This window comes from Lysinibacillus sp. CD3-6 (genome assembly GCF_006351725.2).
In the GTDB taxonomy this organism is placed as follows: domain Bacteria; phylum Bacillota; class Bacilli; order Bacillales_A; family Planococcaceae; genus Lysinibacillus.
This window is the reverse complement of sequence record NZ_CP085880.1, coordinates 1,944,586-1,971,137: the sequence shown is the minus strand read 5'-3', so window position 1 is coordinate 1,971,137 and position 26,552 is coordinate 1,944,586. Positions and strand designations below refer to the sequence as shown.

The following is a 26,552-nucleotide window of genomic DNA, read 5'->3' as shown; positions in this document are numbered from 1 at the left end:
CTCTTTCTAGTTTGAGAATTTTACCTCCGACATATCGTGGAACCAGAATGGATAGCTCTTCAGACCTGTCACTTGTTTATCAGACCCCCACACGATTTGGTAATCAGCCACATAAACGGACACTGCCTGCTCTGCTAAAATTTGTTGTGCACGTTGGTAGTAGTCGATTTGCTTTGCAGTATCTGTTTCTTTTAAGACGTCTGCCATAATTTTGTCGTATTCCTCATTTTTAAATAAGAAGAAGTTTTCACTGTCATTTGTAGAAATATAGTCATTTAGTATTTCAAAGGCAGATGCACGCCCTGTTAAATCGATCGTTGTCATATTATAGTCGCGGCCGAAGTACACACGATCAAGCCAAATCCCCCACTCCACTACTTCAATTTCTACATCCACACCTATTTCCTTTAAGTTTGCCGCAACAATTTGCGCTATATTTGAATAAATATCATTATGTGAAGATACAGTAATTTTTGTTTTAAAGCCGTCTGGGTAACCCGCTTCTGCTAATAATGCTTTCGCCTTTTCCACATCAAGCTTGTACATGTCTTCTAAACCTTTCTTTTGATAGTCCCCCATCGCTGGACTCATGTTTGAGCCAAGTGGTACGGCATAGCCTGCAAATACCGAATCAATAATATCCGATTTACTAATCGCATAGTTCATCGCCTGTCGTACTTTCACATTATCAAACGGCGCTTTCGTTTCATTAAACGTCACGATTAAGGAAGAGTTATTGTTTTGATGCGATAAATGATGACTACTCTCAACTTCATTAACACGTTGCCAAGGAACACTTGTTAAGTCCACCTCATTTGCCATTAGGCTCATAATGGCTGCTTGATCGTCCGATTGGAAGGTAAAAGTTACTTTATCTAAATAAGGCAAACCTTCCTTCCAATAGCTATCATTCTTTTTCAAAATTAAATTTGAACCAGGCGCGTATTTCACATAGGCAAATGGGCCAGTCCCTATTGGATTTTCATTGTGTTTGCCATCATTACTTTTCGGAATAACTGCTGATTGACGAGCAGTCAGCGAATATAAGAAATTAGAATTCGGTTCTTTTAACTTAATAACAAAGGTCGAAGCATCTGGTGCTTCAGTAGACGCCACATTATCAAAATTATTGGACATTTTTTCTCCACCACTTTTGCCCATTAAGCGATCAAAAGAATATTGAATATCTTCAATTGTTAACTCCTCACCGTTATGAAATTTTACACCTGGACGGATTTTAAATGTATAGGTTAATCCATCTTCTGAAATCTCATAGCTTTCCGCTAGTCCTTCTTTTAATGACCCATCTGTTTCAGGTGCCATCAGCCCTTCAAACATATTAAGAATCATTTGGTAGGATATAGACGCTGTCGCTTTATGAGGATCTAAAAAATCTGGGTCATCATTAATACGGACAACAATTTCTTGCGGTGTTTCTGTTGTTACAGGCGCGTTTGTACTGACTTGATTTGTATTTTTCTTGTCCTCATCATTTGAACACGCGCTAATAATCAGCCCAACTAGCAATAACAGCATTAGTACAAACCAATTTCTACTCTGCTTCAAATTGTTTCTCCCCCTTTGCCCCTTGAACATATTTTGAAATACTTATATAGCTTTCAACCTCTTCTAATTTTGTCGCACATTTTACCCCAGCAATAATGGCTTGCTCTACGACCTTGGTTGCCAAGTGTCCAAGATAGTCCACTGGATACGTTTGATGCCCTGTACCTAAAACAAAAATCGTATCACCATCTAACATTGTATGAACAGGATAAATTGTTCGGGCTAACGCATTTTGTGCAAGCTGTGCAATTTTTTTCGCCTCTGCCTTTGATAACTTAGCATTCACAGCAACAACGCCAATGGTCGTATTTGTGCCAGCCAGTGCCTGTGATTGTCCATGCTCTTCTAAATAAGTACAACTATCCAGCCATTGTCCCGTTTCTCGGTTACGAGCTCCCGCAATGGTTGCTCTTGTATTAGGATCTTTAATATCACCGACTGCATTTACCGCTACAAGGGCTCCTGCAACTAGCCCCTCCTTGCCTTCTAGTGAACTACTGCCTAATCCTCCTTTCATACAATATTGAGGACCTGCTAGCTTCCCAACTGTTGCACCATATCCCGCGCCAATATTGCCGTTTTTAAAAGAGCCAACTGTCGCATTTTTCGCCGCCTCATAGCCCATTTGTGCTGTTGGTCTTGTATGTGCATCACCGATAAATAAATCAAACAATACCGCACTTGGTACAATCGGTATTTTTGCAATACCTGCATCTACTCCAACACCATGCTCCTCTAAGTAAGACATCACACCTGTTGCGGCATCTAAGCCAAATGCACTCCCACCAGCTAAGCAAATACCATGCACTTGCTGAATTTCATTGATGGGATCAAGAGCATCCGTTTCACGAGTACCTGGTGCAGAGCCTCGAACATCGACGCCACAAACTGCGCCATCTTCTACTAGAATGACGGTGCATCCCGTTATACCGTCTTTATTTTCTGCATGACCTACCTTCACGCCAGGTACGTCTGTTATATTGCCAAACATTTAAACACCTCCTCTTTGAATAATAAATTGAATATTCAGATTTTTATTCATGTAAAAAACAGGCTACTTGCTGCTGCGCATTTATTTGTTGCAGTGTAGGTCGCTCCAGTCGACATTTCTCCATAACATACGGACAGCGAGTATGAAATACACAGCCAATCGGTGGATTCATAGGGCTTGGTAGCTCCCCTTGTAAAGGCACTAATTGCTTTGGCTCATCAAAATTCACAGTTGGAATCGCCGATAGTAACGCCTTTGTATATGGATGGAGTGGGTTGGCATACAACTCTCTTTTCGCACCTATTTCTACTACTCTCCCTAAATACAGCACTGCAACCCGATCACTAATATGTTTCACAACACTTAAATCATGTGAAATAAATAAATACGTTAAATGAAATTCATCTTGTAAATCCATCATTAAATTTAATACTTGCGATTGTATTGAAACATCTAATGCAGAAACAGGTTCATCTGCAATAATAAATTCTGGATTGATGGCAAGTGCGCGAGCAATACCGATTCGTTGACGTTGCCCACCTGAGAATTCATGGGGAAATTTATGCATAGCATCTTCAGGTAAACCGACCTTTTGTAAAAGCTCACTAACTCGTTTCTTGCGTTGCTCTTTAGACAACGTTAATTGTAATGCCATCGGTTCTTCTATAATGGCGCCGATACGCATCCGTGGATTTAATGATGCGAATGGATCTTGAAAAATCATTTGCATTTGGTTGCGATATTTTTGTAAATGACGTCCCTTCAAGTGGTGAATAGGTTGACCTTTATATAAAATTTCCCCATCTGTCGGTTCAACAAGCTTTAAAATTGTGCGTCCGAACGTGGACTTACCTGACCCTGACTCTCCTACAATCCCAAGTGTCTCACCACGGAAGATTTCAATTGAAATATCATCAACAGCCTTGACGACTTTTTTCTCTTCCTTCATAGACTTGCGTTTCACCGAAAAATAGGCTTTTAAATGATGAATTTCAAGTAAAACTTCTCTCTCCGTCATGTGCAAGTACTCCTTCCTCCGTGAATAAATGACACCTTACGCTATGATTATGTTGGATAAGTCTAGTTTCTGGCGTTACTTGACGACAATGCTCCATCACAAATGGACATCGTGGTGCGAAACGACAGCCATTCGGCAGTGCATAGGCTGGTGGCACAGTACCAGGGATAGAAGGTAATCTAGTCATCTCTGTTTCAAGACTAGGCATCGTTTTTAATAAGGCAGCTGTGTAAGGATGTTTGGGCTGAAGAAAAATTTCTCGGACAGGCGCTTCTTCCACAATTTGCCCTGCATACATAACCATCACACGATCTGCTGTTTCCGCAACTACACTCATATCGTGTGTAATAAACAAAATGGCTGAGTGCTGTTCTTTTTTCATTTTCATCATTAACTTTAAGATTTGCGCTTGCACAGTTACATCTAATGCCGTTGTAGGCTCATCAGCGATTAAGAGCTGTGGATTATTGGACATCGCGATGGCAATCATAACACGCTGGCGCATCCCACCTGATAACTGATGGGGATATTCTGTGATAATTTTTTCTGCATTGGCAATGCCCACTTCTTGTAATAGTTGAAGTGACATTTCTCTTGCTTGTTTTTTAGAGACTTTTTGATGTCTTTGAATCGCTTCTATCATTTGATTGCCAATTGTAAAAACGGGATCAAGGGATGTCATCGGCTCTTGAAAAATCATACTCACTTCATTGCCCCGTATCCTGCTCATCTCTTTATTTTTATAATGTAAAAGATTTTTTCCATTTAAAAGAATGTCACCTTTCGTAATTTCACCAGGTGGCATCGGAAGCAAACGCATTATCGACAACGAAGTTATACTCTTGCCACTGCCCGACTCTCCAACAAGTGCAACGGTTTCACCTTTATGAATCACAAAGCTTACATCATCAACTACTTTTGCCTTTTTGCCATTTTTCAAATGAAATTGAACATTTAAATGTTGAACCTCCAACAACACCTGCTTGTCTTTTGCTTGTTCCATATCCTACCCTCCTACTCACTATCGTGATTGGGTGTTGAATAACGTATCGCAATATTTTTCATTTGTGTATAATTTCTTAATGCAACAAAGCCCTTTTCACGTCCGATGCCACTCTTTTTATAACCTCCAAATGGCATTTGAATTCCGCCTGCTGCGCCATAATTATTGACAAACACTTGTCCAGCCTTCACCCGACTTGCCACATAATGTGCTGTGCCTAAATCTTTTGACCAAACACCTGCCACTAATCCGTAGTCTGTCCCGTTTGCTAATGCAATCGCTTCATCTATTGATGTAAACGTCAATATTGTTAACACTGGTCCGAAAATCTCCTCCTGCGCTAATGTAGCATTTGCATCTACACCGTCGAGAATCGTCGGTTGAATATAATAGCCTTTTTCATAGCCTTTAATCGTAATGGTTTCTCCACCAGAGATAACATAACCATTTTCTTTCGCCTGCTTCAGCAGTGTGGAGATCTTCAAATATTGCTGATGATTTAACAGTGGCCCCATATCAACATCCGCTTCCCCTGGACCAATCTTTAAAGTTTGAAATTTCTTCACTAGCTTTGCAACGAACATCTCTTTTACGTCTTTTTCAATAAGCAACCGTGCTCCTGCCGAACAGGTTTGCCCAGCATTTTGAATAATGGCACGCATTACCCCTTCTAAAGCCTGTTCCATCGGCGCATCTTTAAATACAATATTCGGCGATTTGCCACCCAATTCTAATGTAACAGGTACAATGTTTTGAGCCGCTGCTTTCATCACTTCAATGCCTGTAGGGACCGAGCCTGTAAATGTAATATGATTAATATCAGCATGTGTCGTTAAAAATGGTCCTACATCACGACCTAAACCTGTAATATGCTGAAAAATTCCTCTCGGCAATTTATCAGCAAACCATTTCGTCATAGCATGCGTCGTCAGTGGGGTATCCTCTGCACTTTTAACGATGACAGCATTCCCTGTTGCGATAGCAGCGGCAACGCTTCTTGCAGTAATTTGTAACGGATAGTTCCATGGCACAATATGGACAGTAACCCCAACTGGTTCTAAAACGACCGCATTTAAAATACCATCTTCGATAGGAATGGTGTCACCCATAATTTTGTCTGCCGCACCGCCGTAAAATTCAAAGTAGCGAGCAGCGGCTTCCACATCTGCCCGCGCCTGTGTCAAAGGCTTACCCACATCACGACACTCTAACAAACTCCATTCTTCAGCATGCATGCGAATATATTGTGCTAATTGGATAAGTAGCTGACCACGCTCATAAGCTTTGACTTTTCGCCACTCTTCACTTTCATATGCATGACGAGCCGCTCGAACCGCCTCGTCTACCTGTGCCTTACTAGCATTCTTTATTTGCGCGAGCACTTCACCAGTAGATGGATTGACAACATTTATTAACTCCTGACCATCGCCTTGTACCCACTTACCATTTATTAGCATCGGAATAATTTGCATCGTACCCCTCCTATAAGCCACGGCCACCGTCAACATGTAATGTTGTGCCTGTCACCATTGTTGATGTATCTGATAGTAAATAATTTACTGCACCTGCTATATCAGTTGGATTGACTAAACGGCCAAGTGGCACTGATTGGATAAAGACATCTTGCTTTGTTTGCTCTGCATCTGCACCTTCTGCTGTAAACTGTGCTAACATCTGTGTATTCGCTGGTCCTGGATGAATTGTATTAACACGAATTTGATGTGATGCAAGCTCAATCGCCAGCCCACGCGTAAAGCTTTCCGCCGCTCCTTTTGAAGCAATATAAACCTGCAAGCCAGGACGGGGACGCACTGCCGAAATGGATGCAATCGTCACAATCGAGCCTTTTTTTCGCTCCTTCATATAAGGAACAACGGCCTTCGTTGTTATAAATAAACTTTTCACATTTACGTCCATAAGTCGATTCCACTCATCCATTGTTACTTGCTCAATTGGCGTCGCAGCCTGAGCAATACCTAGTGCATTGACGAGCCCATCAATTCGTCCATATTTGGCGTAAACTTCGTGGAAAATCGTCTGAATGCTTTCTTCTTGCAAAACATTGACCTCGAATTTTTGTAAAGATTCATGCGCTAGATCAGCAAGTGAGGCAACTGATAGATCAATACCGATTACAATATTTCCTTGCTCAAGCTGATCTTGAATAATCGCTTTCCCCATACCTCCCCCAGCACCTGTCACAATAATAACTCGCTGCGCAACTGCCATCTTACACACCCCTAGCTGTTTGATTTATGTTAACAAGCGCCTGACAAATTGCATCCCCCATTTGTGAGGTAGATGCCCGTCCTCCAATATCCGCTGTTTTCACGATACCTTCTTTTAACACCGCTTCAATCGCTGAAACAACACGTTTCTCTGCGTCTGATCTCCCAATATGCCCAAGCAATAATGCAAGAGACCAAATTTGTGCAATCGGATTGGCAATCCCTTTCCCCGCAATATTAGGAGCGGAACCATGCACTGGCTCGAACATCGATGGAAACTCCTTTTCAGGATTCAAATTTGCCGAAGGAGATAATCCAAGCCCACCAACAATCGCGGAGCCCAAATCCGATAATATGTCCCCAAATAAATTGGATGCCACTACAACTTCAAAATCTTGAGGACGCTCTACAAAATAAGCCACTAATGCATCAATATAAATAGATTCTAGCTTTAGTGACGGCGAAGTTTGCGTAACAATATGTTTTGTATGCTCATCCCAAAATTTCATGGAATGAATAATGGCATTTGATTTCGTTGCACTCGTAATTTTCGACTTGCCATATTTACTGGCATAATCACATGCTGCTTGTACGATTTTTTCAACACCGAGCCGTGTCATAATCGTATTTTGAATCGCCATTTCTTGTGGCTGGTTATGATACATATGGCCCCCGCTATTGGAATATTCACCTTCTGTATTTTCACGAAAAATAACCATATCAATGTCCTTACCATTTGCAAGAGGTGACACAATTCCTTGCAGTGATTTGACTGGTCTGAAATTCACATATTGCTGGAATTGCTTACGTATTGGCATAATAAATTCCCACACTGTCACATCATCTGGTACACGTGCATCACCAATGGCACCGAATAATATCGCATCATAGTTCTTTAATGTTGTAAGTGCATCTTTTGGCATCATTGAACCGTGTTGGACGTAATAATCAGAGCTCCACGGAAAAATGGTTGTTTCAATTTGTAAAGTTGGGTCATCCACCTTTAGTTGTTCGAGCACTTTTAACGCTTCCACCATGACTTCCTTGCCTATACCATCTCCTGGAATAACTGCGATTTTGACCATTACGCTTCACCTGCTAAAAACTTTAATGCCGCTAAACGGTAAATGGCCGTCGTTTCTGCGAGTTCTTCAATATCGACATACTCATCAATTTGATGTGGAATTTCACGATCACCTGCTCCTACTGTTACGATTGGTACACCATGCACATGAAGGAAAGTACCATCAGTTGCACCTGGGACACCGTTATAAATCGGCTCTTTTTGCGTCACTTCTGCCACTGCCTCGTAAATAGCTTGTACAACTGGCTCTTCTTTCGCAGTAGCGGTTGCTGGGCGATTATCAAGTACAGTAAGCTCCACTTTAAAGTCTGGATCATCTGCTTGTAGTCGTTGAATAATGGCATCAATTTTACTTAGTAATTCATCATGCTTCTGTGCTGGTACGGTGCGAATATCAAGTGTCGTCATACAATGATCTGGAATAACATTAATTTGCGCATCCCCTTTCACAGGAGCGCGTAAAATCGTTGGCGTAATCGATGGCCAGTTGAGCATTGGGTCTTTCCCTAATCGTGCTTGCTCTTCTTTTTCTAACTTTTCAAGCTCCACAATCAAGCGTGCCATCCGCCAATTCGGATTAATGCCGCTCCATGAAATCGCACCATGCGCCATTTTGCCGAAAATATCGACCTGTAATCGAATAGCACCACGCTGTGCAATGCATACATTGTTTTCCTGCGGCTCACAAATAATCGCTCCATCTACGCCATCTGCCCAGCCATTGAGGATAAAATGTTTAATGCCAAGCATAAGCCCCTCTTCATCACACGGGATACATAAAATAATTTTGCCTGTAAATTCCTCATCGTCTAGTAACAATGACTGACAAGCAGTAATCATACATGCGAGATTCCCTTTTGTATCATTTGTCCCTCGACCATACATACGCCCATCAATGATTTCAGCTCCGAACGGATCATAAGTCCATGCCTCACGATTGCCTTCGGTTACGACATCTGTATGCCCTTCAAATAGTAAGGTTTTTCCTGGCTTCCCCGAATCAATAATGCCAATAACATTCGGTCTGCCAGGTACAACTTCCTCCACAAATGTTTCAATACCGATATCACTTAAATATTGTGCGACGTAATTGGCTACTTCCTGTTCATTGCCATGAGGATCATTTTCGCGATAGACACTTTCGATACGAACGAGCTTTTGTGTTAAGGCAATAACGGTTTCCCGATCCCGTTGATACGTTTCCGATGTCTTTATAGTTGGTTCAAGCATGTATGAAGCCTCCTTTATATTAGAAAATATTTACAATCCATATTTTCATATTGTATATTTACTAATATATTTGCCAAAATGATAATCATTCATAGAATTACAGGATCTTTTTTTGATATGATTTCCCCAATAGAAAACACTCGCTCAAAACGCTATAAAAGCTACGTTTTGAGCGAGTGCACGTATGTTAATCCCCTGCTAGTAATTGGTACTCATACTTAGTAAAATCCATAAGATGCTTAATTTTCTTTTGAAAATATGGAGCAATATCTTCGGTAATTAAGAAAGCACCCGTGACTGGATGAATAGAAGATAGTTGAAAAATAGTTCGCAACTCCTCTAAAGAAATACCTCTTAATGTTTCCCTACCTTGAATTAATTTACGCTCATCCCTTAAAAGATTCCACGTCACTTCCCGTATAACATTGTTTTCGGAAATATAATAAGGAGACCTCATTTGTTCTACAAAAAGACACTGCTCGTTCGCAAATTGAAGCGCTTCCTGTTGTATATCATTTGCCCCAATAAACATATAATAGTCATAACCGAACTGTACGAAAAAATCCTCAGCAATCAGTTGACAATAAATATACTCTCTCAGCGCCATTTTACAGACAATAGGAATTTGATCAATGGTTACTAGCATATCTTCTGCCAATGGAATTTTATCAAACGATGGGGCATACAATGGAGAAGTTTTATCCACGTTACACAAACCATATGTCTCAAGATGAATTAGTCGTACGCTCTCAATTCGATAAACCTCAAGAAATTTCATCACCGTATCCACATATGCTCTCTCGACCTGTAAATAGTCGTCTAACGTTAATATTTCACCATGAAAAGATTTCCCGATTTCTGAAGCACTTGTCCACTCATCTCTCAAGTAATGTCCTTCTGCATTTCGATAAGCAGGATTGTATTTTGTAATCCGCCATTGATAGTCAATTTCTTTATGCACGAATATATACACCTCCATTTTTAAAATATTAATTAAATATTATCAAAAACTACTCACGAATTCTTTTCAGAACTGCATCATAAGTACCTGATCTTCGAGTTGGACTAGGCAAGTCTTCAATCTTATTAGCACCTTTCCAAACGCCACCACCATGGCTAGTGCGATCACGCGCTATATACCTAGGTCCTTTCACAGCATCTCTAGCTGCTCTCTCAAACACTGCTACCCCATGAGATAAACGACCTGTATCCCTGTAACCTAGTTCAGTTGCAACTTGTCTTGCTAATCCATCTGTGGGTAATTTTGTTCTTGCTGCGTTACTTGCTAATGCTTGTGTAACTCTAGCTGCCCCATGCTTTGCAATAGCTCTAGCAATAGAATACCTAGCGACAGTAGCCAACACAACTACAAGTGGAGCGACAGAAGCTTGAACTTTTTCAGAGTTAATATAGATTTCTTCTCCTGTTTCTTTATCTATGAAAAAAGCTCTAAAGTCTTCCCCTTCAATTGTAAGAAAATAAACGTCATATTGATTTTCAACTATATTATTTGTTTTATCATCTAATAAATTTTGAAGCACAATCTCGTTAGTATCTAAATCGATAATTAACTCACTTTTTGCAAATAATTCTTCATTTTCTAAAGTTGCTGTTATCACAGCTTCATTCATATAAACTTTTTCATTAATCGTAATATCATCGTTAACTTTATGTGTAGACTGCTCTAAAGGTTCATTATTTGTTTGGGCATAAGAAGGCAAAGTATATGAAATAAACAACATAAACACTACACTATAAATAAGTGATTTTTTCATAAGTTATCTCTCCTAATTATTGAATTTGTAATAAACCCTCCCCAAAAATATCCTTATTGTGCAAGTCTTTAGTTGTAATTTCAATATTTGTGTCTGCTAAGCCAAGTGACATGATACCCGTTGCATAGGCAGTTGCAAATGAGGTTCCACTTTCTATAATTCTTTCACCCATATGATTAATAACAGGAACATTCACTCCTGGTGTAACATAGTCAATCTTTCCTTTTGCGGCTAGTTTATATCTATTTAAGTCTTTATCAATTGCAGATATTGAATATACACCATCATATTTTGCAGGAAAATCAGTAGATAAACCTAGTGTATTACCTGCTGATGCTACAATAATGATATTTTTAGATAAAGCTAAATTAATTACTTTTCTTAATCTCGGATCATCCTTTGAAAAACCAAAACTTAAGTTGATAATATCTACATTTTTTTCTATAGACCAATTTATTCCTTTTACAATATGCTCAATTTTCCCTGTTCCTTTGTTATTCAACACTTGAACATCATATAATTCCACATTGGGATTAACCCCTATAATTGTATGCGGATTAGGATTGGATGCAATGATACTTGCAATCATTGTTCCATGTCCAAATTCATCTTTGGTAAAAATAGCATCATCAATAGCGTTATATGACTTTGTTACTTTTCCTTTTAATATATCGAGCTGACTATTTATACCACTATCGAGTATTGCTATTTTCACATTTGGCCTTTTTGTATTCTCTACGTAAGAACCATTGTAAATCAAACAGATAGCCCAGTTTTGTTTACAGTCTTCCTTAGAAAACGCATTGTGTGGATTATCATAGCCACAAATCAGACACAGCAATAAAACGATCATAACAGCTGAACAAAAATACAACTTTTTATGTAAAACAACATAACCACTCCTTTCAACGTTTGTAATAATATATATAATTTAGAATTTTCGGATTTTCAAGAAACTATTGGTTGCAAAATAGTGTAAACTATTAGTTGCATATATATTTTCCAAGGAAATGAGGGAATTATATGAAAACAGAATTAAAGGATCGCTTAAGAGAATTGAGGAAAGCAAGAGGTTATTCTCAGCAGGATATAGCGCGTGAATTAAATATATCTAGACAAGCTATTTCAAAATGGGAGAATGGGAAGAGTTACCCTGATTTGGATAATTTAATATTGCTAAGTACGTTCTATGATGTGCCTCTAGATAACTTTTTTTGTAGCGAAATTAGAAAAAACCAAGAAAAAAGAAAAAAAAATTATATTTTATTTATTGGTATTTTAGCAGGTTATTTTATGTCACCTTTTGGTGTAATTATCTTACTCTTCATCTTTTTTTATACAAAAAAAGCAGACAATTATCTTTATCGTCTGCTAATTTATATATTTTTATTAATTGCATTAATTAGGAATTTAAATGATTTATATGATTTATGGATATTTAATTCACCACAAAATCGTATTTATGAAATTGAGAAAATCATTGAAAAATAATTTATTCAATAATTAACTGCTTCCCTGAAACTTTAACATTTACGGTCGTTTCAAAGCTTAATAAACCTATTTTTCTTTCAAATACACACGTCGCTTGAGTTTTTGTATGTGTAAATGAATTTCTTTTAATACTTCCTTTATAAAGTTCTATTGATAATCGATTTACATTAGTAATATTGAAACTATTATCAATTCTTACATAGTAGGTTACTTTCCATTGCCCCGGTAGAGAGGTTATTATTTTATATGTTCCTTCCCCATTTAAATTAATCAAAGAACCCAATGGTATTTCACTATTAGTGTCAAAATTTTTAACAATACTTATAGCAGATTCTCTTTCCTGATTTTCTAGTTGCCATGAAACATTACTATCTTTTGATTCATTAATAGAAATGAAATCACTTTTAAGTACTATAGGCATAACGATAAAGCAAAATAAAAATAAAATCACTTTTTTCATCATTACAACACACCCTTTTAATTAAAAATCAACTAAACTAGGATTATTATAATTTATGAAAATACGAAATTTATTTCAGTAATGTAAGAACAGAAAATACCCAAACTATTCAATGGCCATTATGGAAATATGAACTTTCGCAACATTATGCTACAGGTGGAGGATTTTTTCAAGGGTGTCAATTCACTTGTTTTTTCCACTCGAGTCGTCACCGTCAGCTCCACCTATATGTTCTGATGTCTCAATAGTTGCATTAAACTCTAACTTAGCAAAATAAGTGTTTGGCAACTGCCACCTACACCCTATTTACTTCTATTATCTAAAATATCCTGAATCGTATAGTCTGCTAGCACAGATTGAAACGTTTTTTCCGCTTTCGCAATAATCATGGAAATAAAACGTTCCGAACCAGTAGATGGCACTGACCAATAAGGTGTTTCATTGTCATTGCCGAGCACGCTATAAATATCTTGCATCGTAATTTGCGCTGGTGCTTTATTAAGGCAATAGCCACCATAGCGTCCACTATGCGCCTGTACATAATCTTGTTCTGCAAGCTTCGCAAGAATTTTTCTGACGAAGGTCGCATCCTCCCCTAGCGTTTCCGCAATAACATTACTTTTTAGTAGTTCATTCGATTCCGCCATTAGGACGATTGCTCGCAATGCCACATGGAACCATTTTGGCCCAAGGTCACCCGATTGGATAAGTAGTTGCATTGTCACTCCTCCAATTTTCAAAATACTCTATTTTTTCATTTGACATCTCTTACCCATTGTACTATATTTTAATTGTGATATTTTAATCACAATTAAAATGATAGCGTTTTCAAAAATAAGGAGGGCATGCAATTGGAAAATCGAGTACATCCTGAGTTAACAACATTCTTATCAGCTATGCAGGAACTAAATTTAACAAGAGAGAATATTGCTGAATCACGTAGTGTCATGAATGAAGCGCTTGGCAGCGAAGAAGTAAAAATGGAAAATGTTACAACGACAGAACGCTATATTAGTAGTCCTAACGGGGCACCAGATGTGCGTATTCGAATTTACGAACCGACTGAAAAATATGGCACGTTGCCTGCTATTTTGTATATCCACGGCGGCGGTTTTATCATTGGGTCTATCGAAATGTTTGATGCAAGTTGTCAGATGCTTGTTTCACAATTAGATTGTGTGGTCGTTTCAGTTGGCTATCGCTTAGCACCCGAACATCCTTATCCTGCTGGTGTAGAAGATTGCTATACTGCACTTGAATGGGTAGCGGCAAATGCTGATGAATTAGGTATTGATTTAACACGTCTTGCTGTCCATGGCGCAAGTGCTGGAGGCGGATTAACTGCTGCTGTTTCACTCTTGGCTCGGGATCGAAAAGGACCTAAAATTGCTTTCCAAATGCCACTCTATCCAATGATTGATAATCGTTGTATTTTACCTTCAAATGACGAAATTACAGATGCTAGAGTATGGAATGGTCCACAAAATCATCAAGCATGGGAAATGTATTTAGGGCCAAATTACGCTGTTGATGCGCCTATTTATGCGGCTCCTCTTCATGCAGAGGATTATAGCAATCTTCCTCCTACGTATACATTTATAGGAGATTTAGATCCATTCCGTGATGAAACAATCGAATATATTGCGAGACTAACAAAGGCGGGTGTACCGACAGAATTCCATCTATATCCAGGGTGCTTCCATGGCTTTGAGCACATGGTCCCTCAAGCAGAAATTAGTCAACGCGCAATTGAAAATTATATGTATGCCTTTAAAAGAGCTTTTGAAAAAGCGGTTTCACCTACTACTTAACTAATCAGCGATTCTGAGGAATTTATCGGCGATTTCCAAGGCTCTATCGGCGATTACTGATGTTTTATCGGCGATTCGAATGGCTCTATCGGCGTTTCCTGATGTTTTATCGGCGATTCGAATGGCTCTATCGGCGATTTCAAAATCAACCAATCCAACATTTCTGCCGTTGCTGTCCGTTGCGGGCGGGGCATTCCTCGGGCACACCGTTAGCCGCACGAGTAGCCGACTTTGCTACCATCAACTATAAAAGAATCACGTTCCTTTCTATATCAAGACAACTAAAAGAGCATCTAAGTTTAGATGCTCTTGCGAATATTTTTTATGCTATTATTGCTGACGTGATTCCGTCATTTGCTTCCATACAGAGCCTTTTGCCTCTTCACCTTGTTCGATTCGAGCAATGGCCATTTTCACTTGAAGCTTCACTTCAAACTCTTTATCTTCTTCAGCTGCCTTTAACGCTGGTAATGATTGCTCTGTTCCTACTTCATACAAATACATCGCTGCGCGCCAACGAACAAGCTTATTTTTATCTTGCAATGCTTGTTGCATTGCCTCTTCAAATTCTACCAAGCCTAGGTCACTCATACAGTCTCCCGCAGTACGGCGCACGGCTGCACTTTTATCGTGTAATGCTTTTTCCAAATACGGTACAACTGCTACATCTTCTATCATGCCTAAGTAAACTGTTGCTAGGCGACGAATAGACATTTGTTCATCTTGCAGCGCTAAATCTAATAGTGGTAAGTCATCTAGCTCTGGGTCTGCCATTTGGTCAAGTAATTGGAACCGCTTTTCCCATTCTGGCTGTTGGAACTGCTCGACCGTTATTTTTAATTTAGCAGGCTTTTGGTATACCTTCTCTGTATCATTAATCGTTGCAACAATGTCAGCTAGACGTTGTGCTGAAAAGGTTACATCAATTTCCTGTTTGACCGCTTCAGCAATTTCCTCAAGCTCGCCATAACGAACACCGTAGTCAATCCATTTACGTTGGAAAATATAGTTTTCATCGACATCTGATTCAATAATTTTATTGAAAGCATCGACAAAACGGTCACCACAGCTCACACGGTATTCTCGTTGGTTATCAAACACCTTTACTTGCAATGGCACCTGCTTGTAAAACTGTACATGGACATATACTTCGCCATAAAATTCATTGGCAATTTGTATATCGCTAGCTTCAGTAACATCCTCGCCTAATACTTGTCGAATGCTTGATAAAATACTTTCCCATGCGTATTTTGCATTTCGTTCAACTGCAAAGAAATCAGCTACATGATAAACACCTTTAACCCCCTCAATGGCTAAAATAGCTGCCGCTTCACCAGTAGCTTCGTCTTTATTATCCTTTGTAAAGTTAAAGCTTTTGCCAAACGGTAACTCCGTATCGACAATAATTTTCATAGAATTAGGACTTGGTGTCGGCTCAATTGTAAGTATTTTCATATTATACGCTCCTTATCCGTTTACGATTTCATCTAAGTACGACCATCTTTCTATTAGATGCTCATAATGTGCATTGAGCTCATCTAGTTTAGCCGTTAACTCCTGTAATTTAGTAAAGTCAGCGCCAGCGCTTGCAATACCTTCTTCGGTTTCCATAATTGCAGTCTCTGTTTTTTCTATATCATCTGCAATGGTTTCCCATTCTTTTTGTTCTTTAAATGATAGTTTTTTCTTATCTGATTTCGGCTTCTCGACCTTCTGCTTGTCTGCTTTCGGTGCCTCCACCTTCACTGACGTTTGCTGCTCTCGCTTCTGTAAATAATCACTATAAATATCAAGTGACTCATCTACATGTCCTTGACCGTCTAAAACCCAAAGTTTTTTGGCAATACGATCGAGGAAGAAGCGATCGTGGGAAATTGTTATAACGACACCTGGGAAATGTTCGATAAAGTCCTCTAATACCCCAAGTGTTTCAATATCTAAGTCATTTGTTGGCTCATCCAGTAATAGCACATTTGGTTGCTCCATTAATAGTTTTAATAAGTGCAGACGCTTACGTTCCCCACCAGATAACTTACCAATTGGTGTACCATGTGCATGTAATGGGAATAAAAAACGTTCCAGCATTTGCGCAGCGGAATAACGTACACCTTCTGCATCAGTAATATCATTTGACGCTTCGCGAATATATTCTATCATGCGCTCATTTTCATTCATCTTCGGTAACGTTTGTTTAAAATGTGCCAGTTTTACAGTGGAACCGACATGAATCTCTCCTTTGTCTGGCCACAGTTCACCAGCAAGCATGTTGAGTAAAGTCGATTTTCCAACACCGTTGGCACCAATTATACCGATGCGATCACCTTGTTGCAGTAAAAACGTAAATTGTTCCACTATTTTTTGCGAACCGAAAGCCTTCGATATATTTTCTGCCTCTAATACTTTGCGTCCAAGTCGCGTTGTTGCTAAGCCCAATTCAAGAGAAACATCATCTGACTTGCGTTCTAAGTTATCTTCAAGTTGCTCGAAGCGCTGAATGCGAGCCTTTTGCTTTGTAGAACGTGCCTTCGCACCACGACGAATCCATTTTAACTCTGAACGATAACGATTGCGGTCCTTTTGAGCTGAAGCTGCAGCCATCTCCTCACGAATTGCACGCGCCTCTAAAAAGTCTCCATAGTTCCCTGTATGGCGATATAACGTTTGGTCTGCTATTTCATAAATATGCGTCGACAATTCATCTAAGAAATAACGATCATGGGTAATGAAAATTACAGCACCTTTTAAGCGCATTACCATTTCCTGTAGCCATTCTGTTGACTGTACATCTAGATGGTTGGTCGGCTCATCCAATAAATAAAGGTCTGCTGGTTCAATTAACACTTTCGCTAGAGCGACACGTTTTTGTTGACCGCCTGAAAGGGTTAACACTTCCTTATCGAACATTTCAATGCCTAGCTTTGTTAGGGCCGTTTTTGCAAGTGCATTGACGTCCCAAGCTTGCTCCTCGTCCATACGCTGCTGTAAGCTAAACAATGTTTTTTGTAAGCTTTCGGATGTAGGATTTAATGCGAGTGCCGCAACCGTCTCTTCGTATTGGCGATTGAGTTGTAAAACAGGAGAATCACCCGCAAACACTGCCTGTAGTACCGTTTCGCCACTATTAAATGTAGGCTCTTGGGGTAAATAAGCAATACGATACTTATTAGGACGATCAATATCTATTGTATCCGCCTCGATTTGACCAGCTAAAATAGATAACAACGTCGACTTACCTGTCCCATTAATACCGATCAGACCTGCACGTTCCCCTTCATAGATAGTAAACTCGATATTTTGAAAGAGCGTTTTATCGCCCACTGTCTTCGTTAAATTTTGTACGATTAAATGACTCATTATGCTTTTCCATCTCTTTCATTTTGTAATTGCTCTAAAAAGCATACCATAAATTGATGGCGTTCCTTAGCCATTTGCTTACCTTTGTCGGTCGTCATTAATTCTTTTAATAATAAAAGCTTCTCGTAAAAATGAGTGACAGACGACGTATTTTTACTACGATAATCTTCCTCAGACATCGTTGTTCTTGCTTCCTCTGTGTCATCATATAATTTCCGACCTTTAGCACCACCATAAGCAAATGTCCTCGCTATTCCAATCGCTCCTATTGCGTCTAAACGATCCGCGTCACGTACAATTTTCGCTTCAATAGAAGTAGCCTCCAGCTCATTACCACCATTAAATGACACTTGTGCGATGCAATCACGAATATGTTGTTTTTTTGCTTCACTTATATTCAAATCGTTAATCAACTGGTCTTCTTGCTCTTTACTATCTGTATACTTTTTATCACTGACATCATGCAAAAGCACCGCCATTTTTACAACTTCTGCATCTGCATTAGGCTCTGTATGTAAAATCGCTAACGCATTTTGATAAACACGTTCTATATGTTGAAAGTCATGACTTGCATCAAATTGCTCATATATGCTACGTACTTTGTTCTTTAACTCATTCATATTAATACTCAGTCCTTTCTCTTTGCCTATTATACTGTATTGCTTTGTGAAGTGTAACGATGTCGCCTTCTATATTGGAAAACAAATAAAAAAATACATATCAATTGACTAATTATTCAGAATATTGTAGGATAAAAATACAGAACAAACTTTATTGTTCTGTAAGCTCACAATTTGCGTAGTGTACAAAAACTATGTGTTTTACAATTTTAAACAACTTCAGCGGGCATACAATTGAATACTGTTTTGCAATGAAATGCGTATAGTGTAACCGATCATCTTCAATTAAAAGTGAACACTTTCCCTAAATTTTCAAGTTTGTTAACCCGCATAGTAGCTGTACAATACAAAAATGTGAACAACCAGTTAGCTTTGTTTTCGCGACCACGAAGGCTTTTACCAAATGTAGCAAGTTATTATGGATTTTTCATTAAACGATGTTACCTTCTTTTACAATGTTGAACGTAACTTCTCCCTTAATGATTAATGTATAGCCAACAATGCAATCATTTTGCGAAAGGCCGCTTTATTGGAGTCGTGTTAACAATATTCGATAATTCATTGAAATAACGAAAGTTCATTTAAGCCATGAGTAAGAATACGTTATGAAGGAAGTAGGAAAGAAATTGATCGTATGTAATACCCTCCCGCTGAAGGAACAATAAAAGCTGCCCATCTTGAAGAGATGTAGGCAGCTTTTATTAATTAGATTGCTTTCTTGCTAATTTATTTTTATAAATCCTTACCAATCACCGCATCAATTTCCTGTAACAGCTCAGCATTTTTCATCGTTGAGCTTAAATTTAACTGGCTTTGATCAACTTGGATAACTGCTATATGCATGCCTTCTTTAATGCTTGCACTTGGTACAGGTACCATCCCTTCAATATCAAATGTCATGATTAAATCTGGAAATCTCGATTGGATGGTCCCTGCCTTTGATAATGTCATATATTCATTCCAAAAAGTTAACTCAACATCCTCAACAGTTAAGCTACCGACATCAAAGCCATTTTCCCTTATCAGAGTAAAATCCTTTACTGTTCCAGATACGATATGCTCGCCATTTAACAGATGAATAATATTATCTAATTTTTCATCCATTGTTCGCCCAATTAGGAAGCTATACCCGAGCTCAATCGCGACAGATATTGCATTTGGTGCACCATGTTCTGTTAAATAGCCTATTGTTATTGGATTACGTGTCACCGCTACCATTCCTCCAGCTAGAATAGAAGCATGACGAACTGTCTTTGCGGTGTTTTGTAAATTACCTTCAGCTAAGCCTTGAATAGCGAAATCATTTTTTCCACCTGCATAAAATTGAACAGATTGATAATCTTGTTGTTCATGTAGATTTAGGGAACCCATTATAGCAGTAGGGTGAGCCCGTCCATTACAAGGGGCATCAATGACTGGTACGTTCAGTAATGCCGATTGTAACCAACCATTGATTGTCGTTATGGCACCATTTTCATTCGTAATAATTCCTTTTAATCGATGACCCATATACGCATTCATCTGTTGATAGCTCCAGCAAAGCTGTTCATTAGATACATATTGTTCTTCTGCTGAAGGTGCACCAACCATTGCAACGCAGGCTACTAAATCTTCATGGTTTAATGCCGTTATATCGATAAGTTGAGGGTTTCCTGAAGCGAAAATCTCCTCCAATAACTTTAAACCTTCCGCAAGGAGGCCGCCACCACCGCCTCCAAGTATTGCACCTCCATAAACAGCAGCTAAACCATCCTTATACGTTAACACCCTTCCCATGCGCACTTACCCCTTTCTATTTTCCTATTTTCAGAATAGAAGAGAAGAAGCTATATAAAGCGTCTCCAGCAATAACACCTGCTGCAAATACAGTCATTTCAGATTCTTTCTTACCTTTTGTCATATAGGTGAAAATCACACGAAGGATAATACCTACTAATACTGCCCAACCAGCTATCGGATTGATTAGTAATAAACCAGTCGCAAACAGAATACCCATTTGTCTCTTTGAACCGCCAATTAATTGAATCAATGCCCCAGGAATCGACCAGATTAATAGCTGTTTTGCTACATCTCCAGTCACTCCAGATTGGATAGTGGCTGCATAGACATGGTTAACTGGTGCTACTAAACCTTGTGCAAAATACGATTGATATGAAAGTAAAACTACGACTGCAGAAATTGAAAATGCTAGCATCCCAGCAATCATTTGCTGTTTACGCCCTTCTTTTTCTAATACAGGATCACTGCCATTTCCACGTAAAATAAAACCTGTTTTCAAGTCATAGCCCATATCTGCAAATGCTACCCCTGTTGCCGCACTAAAGCCAGCTAACAAAGCAAGAGCAGGTGCTGGGAAACCAATTAATATTCCGACAATTAGTGTGATAAACGCTACTGCAAATGCAGGGAACCAGCCTGCATGCATTGCAGCAATCCCAACGATAAGTTCATGAACAAATGCTGCAATTGTTGCGAAAATGATAAAGCCGATTAGCATGCCAAAAGACATATGTGAAATCATACCGCCTATTAAAGCAATTAATAATGCAATCGCTAAATAGGCAACAAAACCTACACCAAAACCTTGTCGAATTTCTTTTTGGTCTTTTGAATAGATTAATTCTTCTGACTCTTTAGTCGATCTTTTACTTAGCAAAGTAAAAGCAACCTGGAAAAGGGCTACAATACCCGCTCCAATCATAATGCCATGTGGAATGTAATATTCATTCAAATCGACATTAAATAATTGAACCGAATAACCTCTTAGTAAAAGACCAATTCCAAACATCGTAAGCGCCCAAATATTTCCGATAAATGCTACCCCGAAAGCTGACATTGGAATTTTAAGAATAGACCCCACTATACCGATTAACACACCGCCAATTAAAACCTTTGCATTTTTACCGCCTTTATCACCAGCTTTAATAGCCTCTGCTGTTGCAATCCCTGGCGGCCAGGTACCTGTTGCGGGGAAAATCTTTGTATCAAAAAATTTATATAATAATAAAGCATCCACAAACATCGCTAATATAACACCAATAAACAATGGCAAAACTAAATTTTCATAACCTAAAACATACGGAATACCAATTGGCAACATTAGACTACTCGCTGCACTAAACGTAGCCGAAGATATTGCTGTCTGTATAATATTTTGTCTATGCACGGATTTAAATGCAATTAGCTTGCCAATCGGAATTCTTCCTAAAATCATCGCAAATATCGCACCAATGATTGATGTATTAGCTGAAATACCTAAAGTCGTAATTAGCTGTATCCCAATAATTGCCCCTACAACAGATGTTAAGACAATCATTAGTAAAGTTACAGGCTCCAAAGCCCGCGGATGTAATACTTTATTATTCATAGTGTCAGGTCCCCTATTGTTGTTATAGTTTAGATATGTGAGATTGAATTTGATGAGCAATTTTCACTAACTGTTCAAGCATGTATTTCTCCCTTTGATTGTCAATGTCATATACTAATCCAGAAATTGTTAGAGATGCCATGATTTCTTTCTTATAATTGAATAATGGTACACTTATACCAAAAGCATGTTCATTGTACTCCCCGACAGTAACACACCACTTATTTTGTCGAATGGTTTGTAACTCCTCTTGTAAACTATCAAGAAGTTTTTTAAGCTCCTCTTCCGACAGCTTTTCATGAAAATAGGCTAACAATTCAAGCTGCCTTTCTTTGTCTAAATAAGCAAACATAACTTTACAAGAAGCACCGACATACAGCGGTGTTTTTGTACCTAAGGACACTGCATATTTTATATTCTTACTACTTTCAGCAATTTTTGTTGTGACACCATACTCGTTATCCATATAAGTTAGAAATACTGATTCATTAATTTCACTTGCAAGACTTTGCATCAATTCATAAATTGTAAAGTGAGGGTCACTTGAGTTAGATAGCTTGTCATGAAATATAAACATTTTATAACCTAATTTATATTTTTTTGTAGCTTCATCCTGTAATAAATACCCTGCTTCAGTAAATGTATTGATGGTTCTTTGCACAACACTTGTATGCAGTTTTGTCATGCGTGAAATTTCACGTACACCTAATGCGCCATCTGTAGTTGCAAAGCATTCTAGTATATCCAATGAATTTTTTAATGTCTTGACAGTCATTTATATATTTCTCCTTTTATGCGTTTTCGTAGCCGTAACGGTTTTCAGCTACCTCTAAAGAAATATATCCATTTATTAGATCTTTTTCAATCGCTTTCGTACTTCGCTCTTGTGGATTGCCATAGCCACCCCCTGTTGCTGTGACAAGCTCAATACGATCACCTTTCTGTAATTCATAATTGGCGAGTACTCCTACGGGTCCCACCTGTGTACCATCTTTTTTATGAATAATTAAATAGTTATACGAGCCTTCCTCACCATCATTTAAGCCAAATGGTGCAAATTTATGTCTACCTAGGTTGACAGAAACCTTTTGCCCATCATGATTAACGGTATAAACTCGGCGTACACCTAGGCCACCTCGATATTGCCCTGCACCAGCACCATCGCAGTTTAAGCTATATTCATCAATCTGAATTCCGTATTTTGTCTCTGCAACTTCTACAGGAAGATTATAAGTTTCCCCATCTCCCATACAATATTGTCCACTTTGCCCATCCTCATCATTTGACGCTCCCCAGCCACCTACTGAAGGCTCAACGATTAGGAAGGATTCATTATTTTCAGGATTTTTGCCTGTTAAGATAAATGTACATACCGACTGTAAATGCCCTGCTGATAATCTTTCTGGTAAATGAGGTGCAAGCGCCTTCCAAATTAAGTCTGCTGCTCCAATACGTGCTTCAAAGTTCATTGAAACTGGATGCGGACGTTTGGCTGAGACAATTGAATTATCATCTGTAAGAATTGTTAAGCGTTTAAAGACACCTTCATTAATCACGTCAATATCTCCAAGTAATGCTAAGAACATTACACGAACACTCGCCATTAAACCAAATTGTGAACAGTTTACTGGCACATTCACAGCAGGATGTGAGCCTCTAAAGTCACAAATAAATTCTTCATCGCTAATCGTTACTTTCACTTGAATTGGATAAGGTCCTCCTTTTAATGGATCGCCTTCAATAAAGTCTTCTGCATAAAATTCACCTTTAGGTAGATGTTGTAGCTCATACTCTACAATCTTTTCACCCTTGTCCAATAATTTTTGAATGGACAACTTCACCGATTCAGCACCGAATTTATGACAAAGTTCTGCAATCCTTTTTTCACCTGTTTTTAATGCTGCTACTTGTGCAAACATATCTCCAATAGATAGCTCTGGCAGACGAACATTTGTAGAAATGATTTCATAAATGCCTTCATTGAGCTCGCCATTTTGATAAAGCTTTACACCAGGTAGCTGAAGGCCTTCCTGATAAATTTCATTCGAATTACTTGTAAATGAACCAGGGTCCATCCCCCCTACTTCGGTCCAGTGAGCTTTATTTGCAGAATAAGCAATAATTTCACCATTATTGAAGATTGGTAAAACCAATCCTACATCTGATAAGTGAGAGCCTCCTCCAACATAAGGGTCATTAATTATGATGACATCACCTTCGTTTAATTTTCTCCCATTATCATATTTTTCTATGACACGTTGAACCATTGGACTCAACATCCCAATAAAACTTGTCACACCATTACCTTGGCTAATCAAATTACCATTGGCATCAGTTAAACCACAGGCATAATCTAAAACCTCATAGATAACGGGGCTCATAGATGAGCGAGCTAAAGCAACAAACATCTCATCTCCAATGGCCAGCAATGAATCCTGAATAATTTCTATAGCAAAAACATCTTTTTTCATGTGTTATTTCCCCTCCATCTCTACAATTAGATTGCCGTATTTATCTATTTCAATAGATTGCTTTTCATTTATCACAACTGTAGATGTAGGGCTTTCCACAATAGCAGGACCAGCAATAACATAGCCAGGTACTAACTTTTGTTGATCGTAGACATTGACCTCTACCCAGCCTGTACCTTTGACGTATAACTTTCGTTTTGCTTTTATACTTGTTGAAGCATCAATATGTGAGAAATCTAACTCCTTAAACTGGACCGCTTCATCTTTCCCATAAATAGTGAGATGTAAATTTACTAGCTCTATCGCAGTCTCTGGTAAGTCAAAAGAGAACTCTTGTTTATGTTTGATATGGAAAGCTTTTGCTAATTGAGCTAGCTCTTCCACATGAAGCGAAATATTTGATGCATTCAATTTAACTGCATGCTCCTGACCTTTATAGCGCAAATCATAATTAATCTCGAAATAATAATGTTCCTTCGATAAAGGTGCATCCGCATAAGCATTTTCAATAGCCTCATCAATATTTGTTTGAATAGCAGTTAAATGATGCTTATCAAAATCCATTAAGCTTGTTTGAATATAATCTTGTCGATATTCCGTCATCAACATCCCTAATGCTGAAAAGACCGATGAGCCATAAGGAATAATTACTTTCTTCATGCCCAGTTCTTCAGCGAGATTAATCGCATGTAGTGGACCACCACCACCAAAGGCAACCATTGTAAAATCCTCAGGGTCATAGCCTTTACGAATAGAAATGAGCTTAAGTGCATTTAGCATATTAGAGTTGGCAATATCTAAAATTCCTTGCGCTGCTTCCTCTGCTGTCACATTAAACGGTTTCGCGATTGCTGCAATTAGTGCTTCCTGCACTTTGTCAATAGACACTGGATTATCGAAGTTTTCTAATGATAATCTCCCTAAATAGACATTTGCATCTGTAATTGTTGGCTGTGTATTGCCTAAGCCATAAGCAACAGGACCTGGATTTGCACCAGCAGAATCTGGACCAACTTTTAAGGAGCCGAATGGATCGATGCGTGCGATGGAACCACCACCATTACCGATTTCAACAATATCTACAACAGGTGTTTTAATTGGATAGCCTGCAAATTTTTCATTTCTTTCAATATAGTAATCTGTCGTAACATTTACTTTTCCTTCCGTAATAAGTGAACATTTTGCTGTCGTTCCACCAACATCAAATGCAATTATATTGGATTCATTTAAAAGCTCTCCTAGTTTTGCAGCGCCAAACATACCCGCTACAGGACCAGATTCGACTAAATTAATTGGCAATTCCATCGCTTTATCAAAGCTTGTCGTTCCTCCGTTTGATTGCATTATTTTCAAATGGTCTGTTATACCAATCGTGCTTAATTTTTCTTTTAGGCTTTTTAAATATGCGTGTGCAATTGGCTTTACATATGAATTTAAAACAGTAGTATTTGTTCTCTCATATTCCCGATATTCTTTAATCGTTTCACTTGAAAGTGTGATGTACACTTCTGGCCAAAGCTTTTCAATTTCTACTTTTAGCTGTAATTCATGAATTGGGTTTTTATAGCCATGAATCAAAGAAATAGCAATAGCCTCCACACCTAATTCCTTGAACTTTCTAACAATTACTTCAACTTCATCGGTATTAAGCGCTTTCATAATATTTCCTTTATAATCGATACGCTCATCAATTTCTTGTCGTAAGTAACGCTCTACAAAAGGTGCTGGTTTTTTATATTTAAAATTATATAGGTCTGGACGATTACCACGAGCAATCTCTAATACATCACGGAAGCCTTTCGTTGTAATTAACCCAACTACGCCCCCTTTTCTTTCCGTTAATGTATTAATAATGACTGTTGAACCATGAATAAATGATTCAATCAATGAATCTTCTGTAACGTGTCGCCCTAAAACATTTAAAATACCATCCTCAAAGTGACCTGGTGTCGTATGTCCTTTGTCAAAATGAAGATTTCCCTTCTCATCTGTGTAAACTAGGTCAGTAAAAGTACCGCCAATATCTGTTGCGATTTTCAAGTCTTCATCCCTCCATGTTCCTATTATCGGAACGCTGTTCCAA

General features: G+C 38.6%; 24 protein-coding genes. 2 read left to right on the top strand and 22 right to left on the bottom strand.

The genetic code is table 11. From position 1 onward, the window contains the following. Positions 1-6: 6 nt before the first annotated feature. The 11 genes from FH508_RS09480 to FH508_RS09430 all read right to left on the bottom strand — a co-directional run bounded on the left by FH508_RS09480 (position 7) and on the right by FH508_RS09430 (position 11,610). A complete protein-coding gene (locus tag FH508_RS09480) occupies positions 7-1,536 on the bottom strand; it encodes an ABC transporter substrate-binding protein (protein WP_228134510.1) in 1,530 nt (509 codons plus the stop codon). A gap of 16 nt (positions 1,537-1,552) precedes the next feature. Further along, complete coding sequence (locus FH508_RS09475) at positions 1,553-2,557, bottom strand: P1 family peptidase (RefSeq protein WP_172771089.1); 1,005 nt, start codon at positions 2,555-2,557, stop codon at positions 1,553-1,555. A gap of 43 nt (positions 2,558-2,600) precedes the next feature. Then, positions 2,601-3,575, bottom strand: a complete 975-nt coding sequence (locus FH508_RS09470; protein ID WP_172771088.1) for an ABC transporter ATP-binding protein — start codon at positions 3,573-3,575, stop codon at positions 2,601-2,603. Further along, positions 3,550-4,578: an ABC transporter ATP-binding protein gene (locus FH508_RS09465; RefSeq protein WP_172771087.1), complete on the bottom strand. Its 1,029-nt coding sequence runs from the start codon at positions 4,576-4,578 to the stop codon at positions 3,550-3,552. Before FH508_RS09465 ends, FH508_RS09470 begins: the two co-directional genes overlap by 26 nt. An 11-nt stretch (positions 4,579-4,589) precedes the next feature. Beyond that, a complete protein-coding gene (locus FH508_RS09460) occupies positions 4,590-6,050 on the bottom strand; it encodes an aldehyde dehydrogenase family protein (RefSeq protein WP_172771086.1) in 1,461 nt (486 codons plus the stop codon). A 10-nt stretch (positions 6,051-6,060) separates the two neighbouring features. After that, the gene (locus tag FH508_RS09455; RefSeq protein ID WP_172771085.1) at positions 6,061-6,807 is read right to left on the bottom strand and encodes an SDR family NAD(P)-dependent oxidoreductase; all 747 of its coding nucleotides are present in this window, start codon (positions 6,805-6,807) and stop codon (positions 6,061-6,063) included. Between the two features lies 1 nt (position 6,808). Beyond that, positions 6,809-7,891: a tartrate dehydrogenase gene (locus tag FH508_RS09450; RefSeq protein ID WP_172771084.1), complete on the bottom strand. Its 1,083-nt coding sequence runs from the start codon at positions 7,889-7,891 to the stop codon at positions 6,809-6,811. Continuing rightward, positions 7,891-9,120, bottom strand: coding sequence for a M20 family metallopeptidase (locus FH508_RS09445; protein ID WP_172771083.1), 1,230 nt, complete (start codon positions 9,118-9,120; stop codon positions 7,891-7,893). Before FH508_RS09445 ends, FH508_RS09450 begins: the two co-directional genes overlap by 1 nt. Positions 9,121-9,307: 187 nt before the next feature. Beyond that, on the bottom strand, positions 9,308-10,081 hold the full coding sequence (locus FH508_RS09440) for a DUF7683 domain-containing protein (RefSeq protein ID WP_172771082.1): 774 nt from the start codon (positions 10,079-10,081) through the stop codon (positions 9,308-9,310). A gap of 49 nt (positions 10,082-10,130) precedes the next feature. After that, positions 10,131-10,895: an SAR2788 family putative toxin gene (locus FH508_RS09435; RefSeq protein WP_172771081.1), complete on the bottom strand. Its 765-nt coding sequence runs from the start codon at positions 10,893-10,895 to the stop codon at positions 10,131-10,133. Between the two features lie 16 nt (positions 10,896-10,911). Continuing rightward, positions 10,912-11,610: a S8 family serine peptidase gene (locus FH508_RS09430; protein WP_255639712.1), complete on the bottom strand. Its 699-nt coding sequence runs from the start codon at positions 11,608-11,610 to the stop codon at positions 10,912-10,914. A 308-nt stretch (positions 11,611-11,918) separates the two neighbouring features. On the opposite strand from FH508_RS09430, the gene FH508_RS09425 reads away from it, so the two are divergent. Beyond that, complete coding sequence (locus FH508_RS09425) at positions 11,919-12,386, top strand: helix-turn-helix transcriptional regulator (RefSeq protein ID WP_172771079.1); 468 nt, start codon at positions 11,919-11,921, stop codon at positions 12,384-12,386. A 1-nt stretch (position 12,387) separates the two neighbouring features. On the opposite strand, the gene FH508_RS09420 is transcribed toward FH508_RS09425, so the two are convergent. Both FH508_RS09420 and FH508_RS09415 read right to left on the bottom strand, forming a co-directional pair. Further along, positions 12,388-12,849, bottom strand: a complete 462-nt coding sequence (locus FH508_RS09420; RefSeq protein WP_172771078.1) for a DUF5626 family protein — start codon at positions 12,847-12,849, stop codon at positions 12,388-12,390. 299 nt (positions 12,850-13,148) lie between these two features. Next, positions 13,149-13,565 carry an RrF2 family transcriptional regulator gene (locus FH508_RS09415; RefSeq protein WP_172771077.1) on the bottom strand — a complete coding sequence of 139 codons (417 nt, stop codon included), beginning with the start codon at positions 13,563-13,565 and terminating at the stop codon, positions 13,149-13,151. Between the two features lie 132 nt (positions 13,566-13,697). On the opposite strand from FH508_RS09415, the gene FH508_RS09410 reads away from it, so the two are divergent. Continuing rightward, on the top strand, positions 13,698-14,657 hold the full coding sequence (locus FH508_RS09410; protein WP_172771076.1) for an alpha/beta hydrolase: 960 nt from the start codon (positions 13,698-13,700) through the stop codon (positions 14,655-14,657). On the opposite strand, the gene FH508_RS09405 is transcribed toward FH508_RS09410, so the two are convergent. The 9 genes from FH508_RS09405 to FH508_RS09365 form a co-directional block, all read right to left on the bottom strand. After that, a complete protein-coding gene (locus FH508_RS09405) occupies positions 14,658-14,810 on the bottom strand; it encodes a hypothetical protein (protein WP_172771075.1) in 153 nt (50 codons plus the stop codon). A gap of 177 nt (positions 14,811-14,987) precedes the next feature. Continuing rightward, positions 14,988-16,112, bottom strand: coding sequence for a conserved virulence factor C family protein (locus FH508_RS09400; protein ID WP_172771074.1), 1,125 nt, complete (start codon positions 16,110-16,112; stop codon positions 14,988-14,990). A 12-nt stretch (positions 16,113-16,124) separates the two neighbouring features. Further along, on the bottom strand, positions 16,125-18,011 hold the full coding sequence (locus tag FH508_RS09395) for an ABC-F family ATP-binding cassette domain-containing protein (protein WP_172771073.1): 1,887 nt from the start codon (positions 18,009-18,011) through the stop codon (positions 16,125-16,127). Further along, a complete protein-coding gene (locus FH508_RS09390; RefSeq protein ID WP_172771072.1) occupies positions 18,011-18,631 on the bottom strand; it encodes an HD domain-containing protein in 621 nt (206 codons plus the stop codon). Before FH508_RS09390 ends, FH508_RS09395 begins: the two co-directional genes overlap by 1 nt. Before the next feature lie 732 nt (positions 18,632-19,363). Continuing rightward, positions 19,364-20,407: an S-methyl thiohydantoin desulfurase domain-containing protein gene (locus tag FH508_RS09385; protein WP_172771071.1), complete on the bottom strand. Its 1,044-nt coding sequence runs from the start codon at positions 20,405-20,407 to the stop codon at positions 19,364-19,366. Positions 20,408-20,423: 16 nt separating this feature from the next. Next, the gene (locus FH508_RS09380; RefSeq protein WP_172771070.1) at positions 20,424-21,998 is read right to left on the bottom strand and encodes an OPT/YSL family transporter; all 1,575 of its coding nucleotides are present in this window, start codon (positions 21,996-21,998) and stop codon (positions 20,424-20,426) included. Positions 21,999-22,020: 22 nt separating this feature from the next. Continuing rightward, a complete protein-coding gene (locus FH508_RS09375) occupies positions 22,021-22,773 on the bottom strand; it encodes an IclR family transcriptional regulator (protein WP_172771069.1) in 753 nt (250 codons plus the stop codon). A gap of 16 nt (positions 22,774-22,789) precedes the next feature. After that, positions 22,790-24,469 carry a hydantoinase B/oxoprolinase family protein gene (locus FH508_RS09370; RefSeq protein WP_172771068.1) on the bottom strand — a complete coding sequence of 560 codons (1,680 nt, stop codon included), beginning with the start codon at positions 24,467-24,469 and terminating at the stop codon, positions 22,790-22,792. Between the two features lie 3 nt (positions 24,470-24,472). Then, a complete protein-coding gene (locus FH508_RS09365; RefSeq protein WP_172771067.1) occupies positions 24,473-26,509 on the bottom strand; it encodes a hydantoinase/oxoprolinase family protein in 2,037 nt (678 codons plus the stop codon). Positions 26,510-26,552 lie beyond the last annotated feature (43 nt).

Bases quoted from the DNA above. Each gene is read 5' to 3' on its own strand.
- FH508_RS09480 (WP_228134510.1), bottom strand. From the start codon at position 1,536: ATGCTGTTATTGCTAGTTGGGCTGATTATTAGCGCGTGTTCAAATGAT.
- FH508_RS09475 (WP_172771089.1), bottom strand. From the start codon at position 2,557: ATGTTTGGCAATATAACAGACGTACCTGGCGTGAAGGTAGGTCATGCA.
- FH508_RS09470 (WP_172771088.1), bottom strand. From the start codon at position 3,575: ATGACGGAGAGAGAAGTTTTACTTGAAATTCATCATTTAAAAGCCTAT.
- FH508_RS09465 (WP_172771087.1), bottom strand. From the start codon at position 4,578: ATGGAACAAGCAAAAGACAAGCAGGTGTTGTTGGAGGTTCAACATTTA.
- FH508_RS09460 (WP_172771086.1), bottom strand. From the start codon at position 6,050: ATGCAAATTATTCCGATGCTAATAAATGGTAAGTGGGTACAAGGCGAT.
- FH508_RS09455 (WP_172771085.1), bottom strand. From the start codon at position 6,807: ATGGCAGTTGCGCAGCGAGTTATTATTGTGACAGGTGCTGGGGGAGGT.
- FH508_RS09450 (WP_172771084.1), bottom strand. From the start codon at position 7,891: ATGGTCAAAATCGCAGTTATTCCAGGAGATGGTATAGGCAAGGAAGTC.
- FH508_RS09445 (WP_172771083.1), bottom strand. From the start codon at position 9,120: ATGCTTGAACCAACTATAAAGACATCGGAAACGTATCAACGGGATCGG.
- FH508_RS09435 (WP_172771081.1), bottom strand. From the start codon at position 10,895: ATGAAAAAATCACTTATTTATAGTGTAGTGTTTATGTTGTTTATTTCA.
- FH508_RS09425 (WP_172771079.1), top strand. From the start codon at position 11,919: ATGAAAACAGAATTAAAGGATCGCTTAAGAGAATTGAGGAAAGCAAGA.
- FH508_RS09420 (WP_172771078.1), bottom strand. From the start codon at position 12,849: ATGATGAAAAAAGTGATTTTATTTTTATTTTGCTTTATCGTTATGCCT.
- FH508_RS09415 (WP_172771077.1), bottom strand. From the start codon at position 13,565: ATGCAACTACTTATCCAATCGGGTGACCTTGGGCCAAAATGGTTCCAT.
- FH508_RS09400 (WP_172771074.1), bottom strand. From the start codon at position 16,112: ATGAAAATACTTACAATTGAGCCGACACCAAGTCCTAATTCTATGAAA.
- FH508_RS09395 (WP_172771073.1), bottom strand. From the start codon at position 18,011: ATGAGTCATTTAATCGTACAAAATTTAACGAAGACAGTGGGCGATAAA.
- FH508_RS09390 (WP_172771072.1), bottom strand. From the start codon at position 18,631: ATGAATGAGTTAAAGAACAAAGTACGTAGCATATATGAGCAATTTGAT.
- FH508_RS09385 (WP_172771071.1), bottom strand. From the start codon at position 20,407: ATGGGAAGGGTGTTAACGTATAAGGATGGTTTAGCTGCTGTTTATGGA.
- FH508_RS09380 (WP_172771070.1), bottom strand. From the start codon at position 21,998: ATGAATAATAAAGTATTACATCCGCGGGCTTTGGAGCCTGTAACTTTA.
- FH508_RS09375 (WP_172771069.1), bottom strand. From the start codon at position 22,773: ATGACTGTCAAGACATTAAAAAATTCATTGGATATACTAGAATGCTTT.
- FH508_RS09370 (WP_172771068.1), bottom strand. From the start codon at position 24,469: ATGAAAAAAGATGTTTTTGCTATAGAAATTATTCAGGATTCATTGCTG.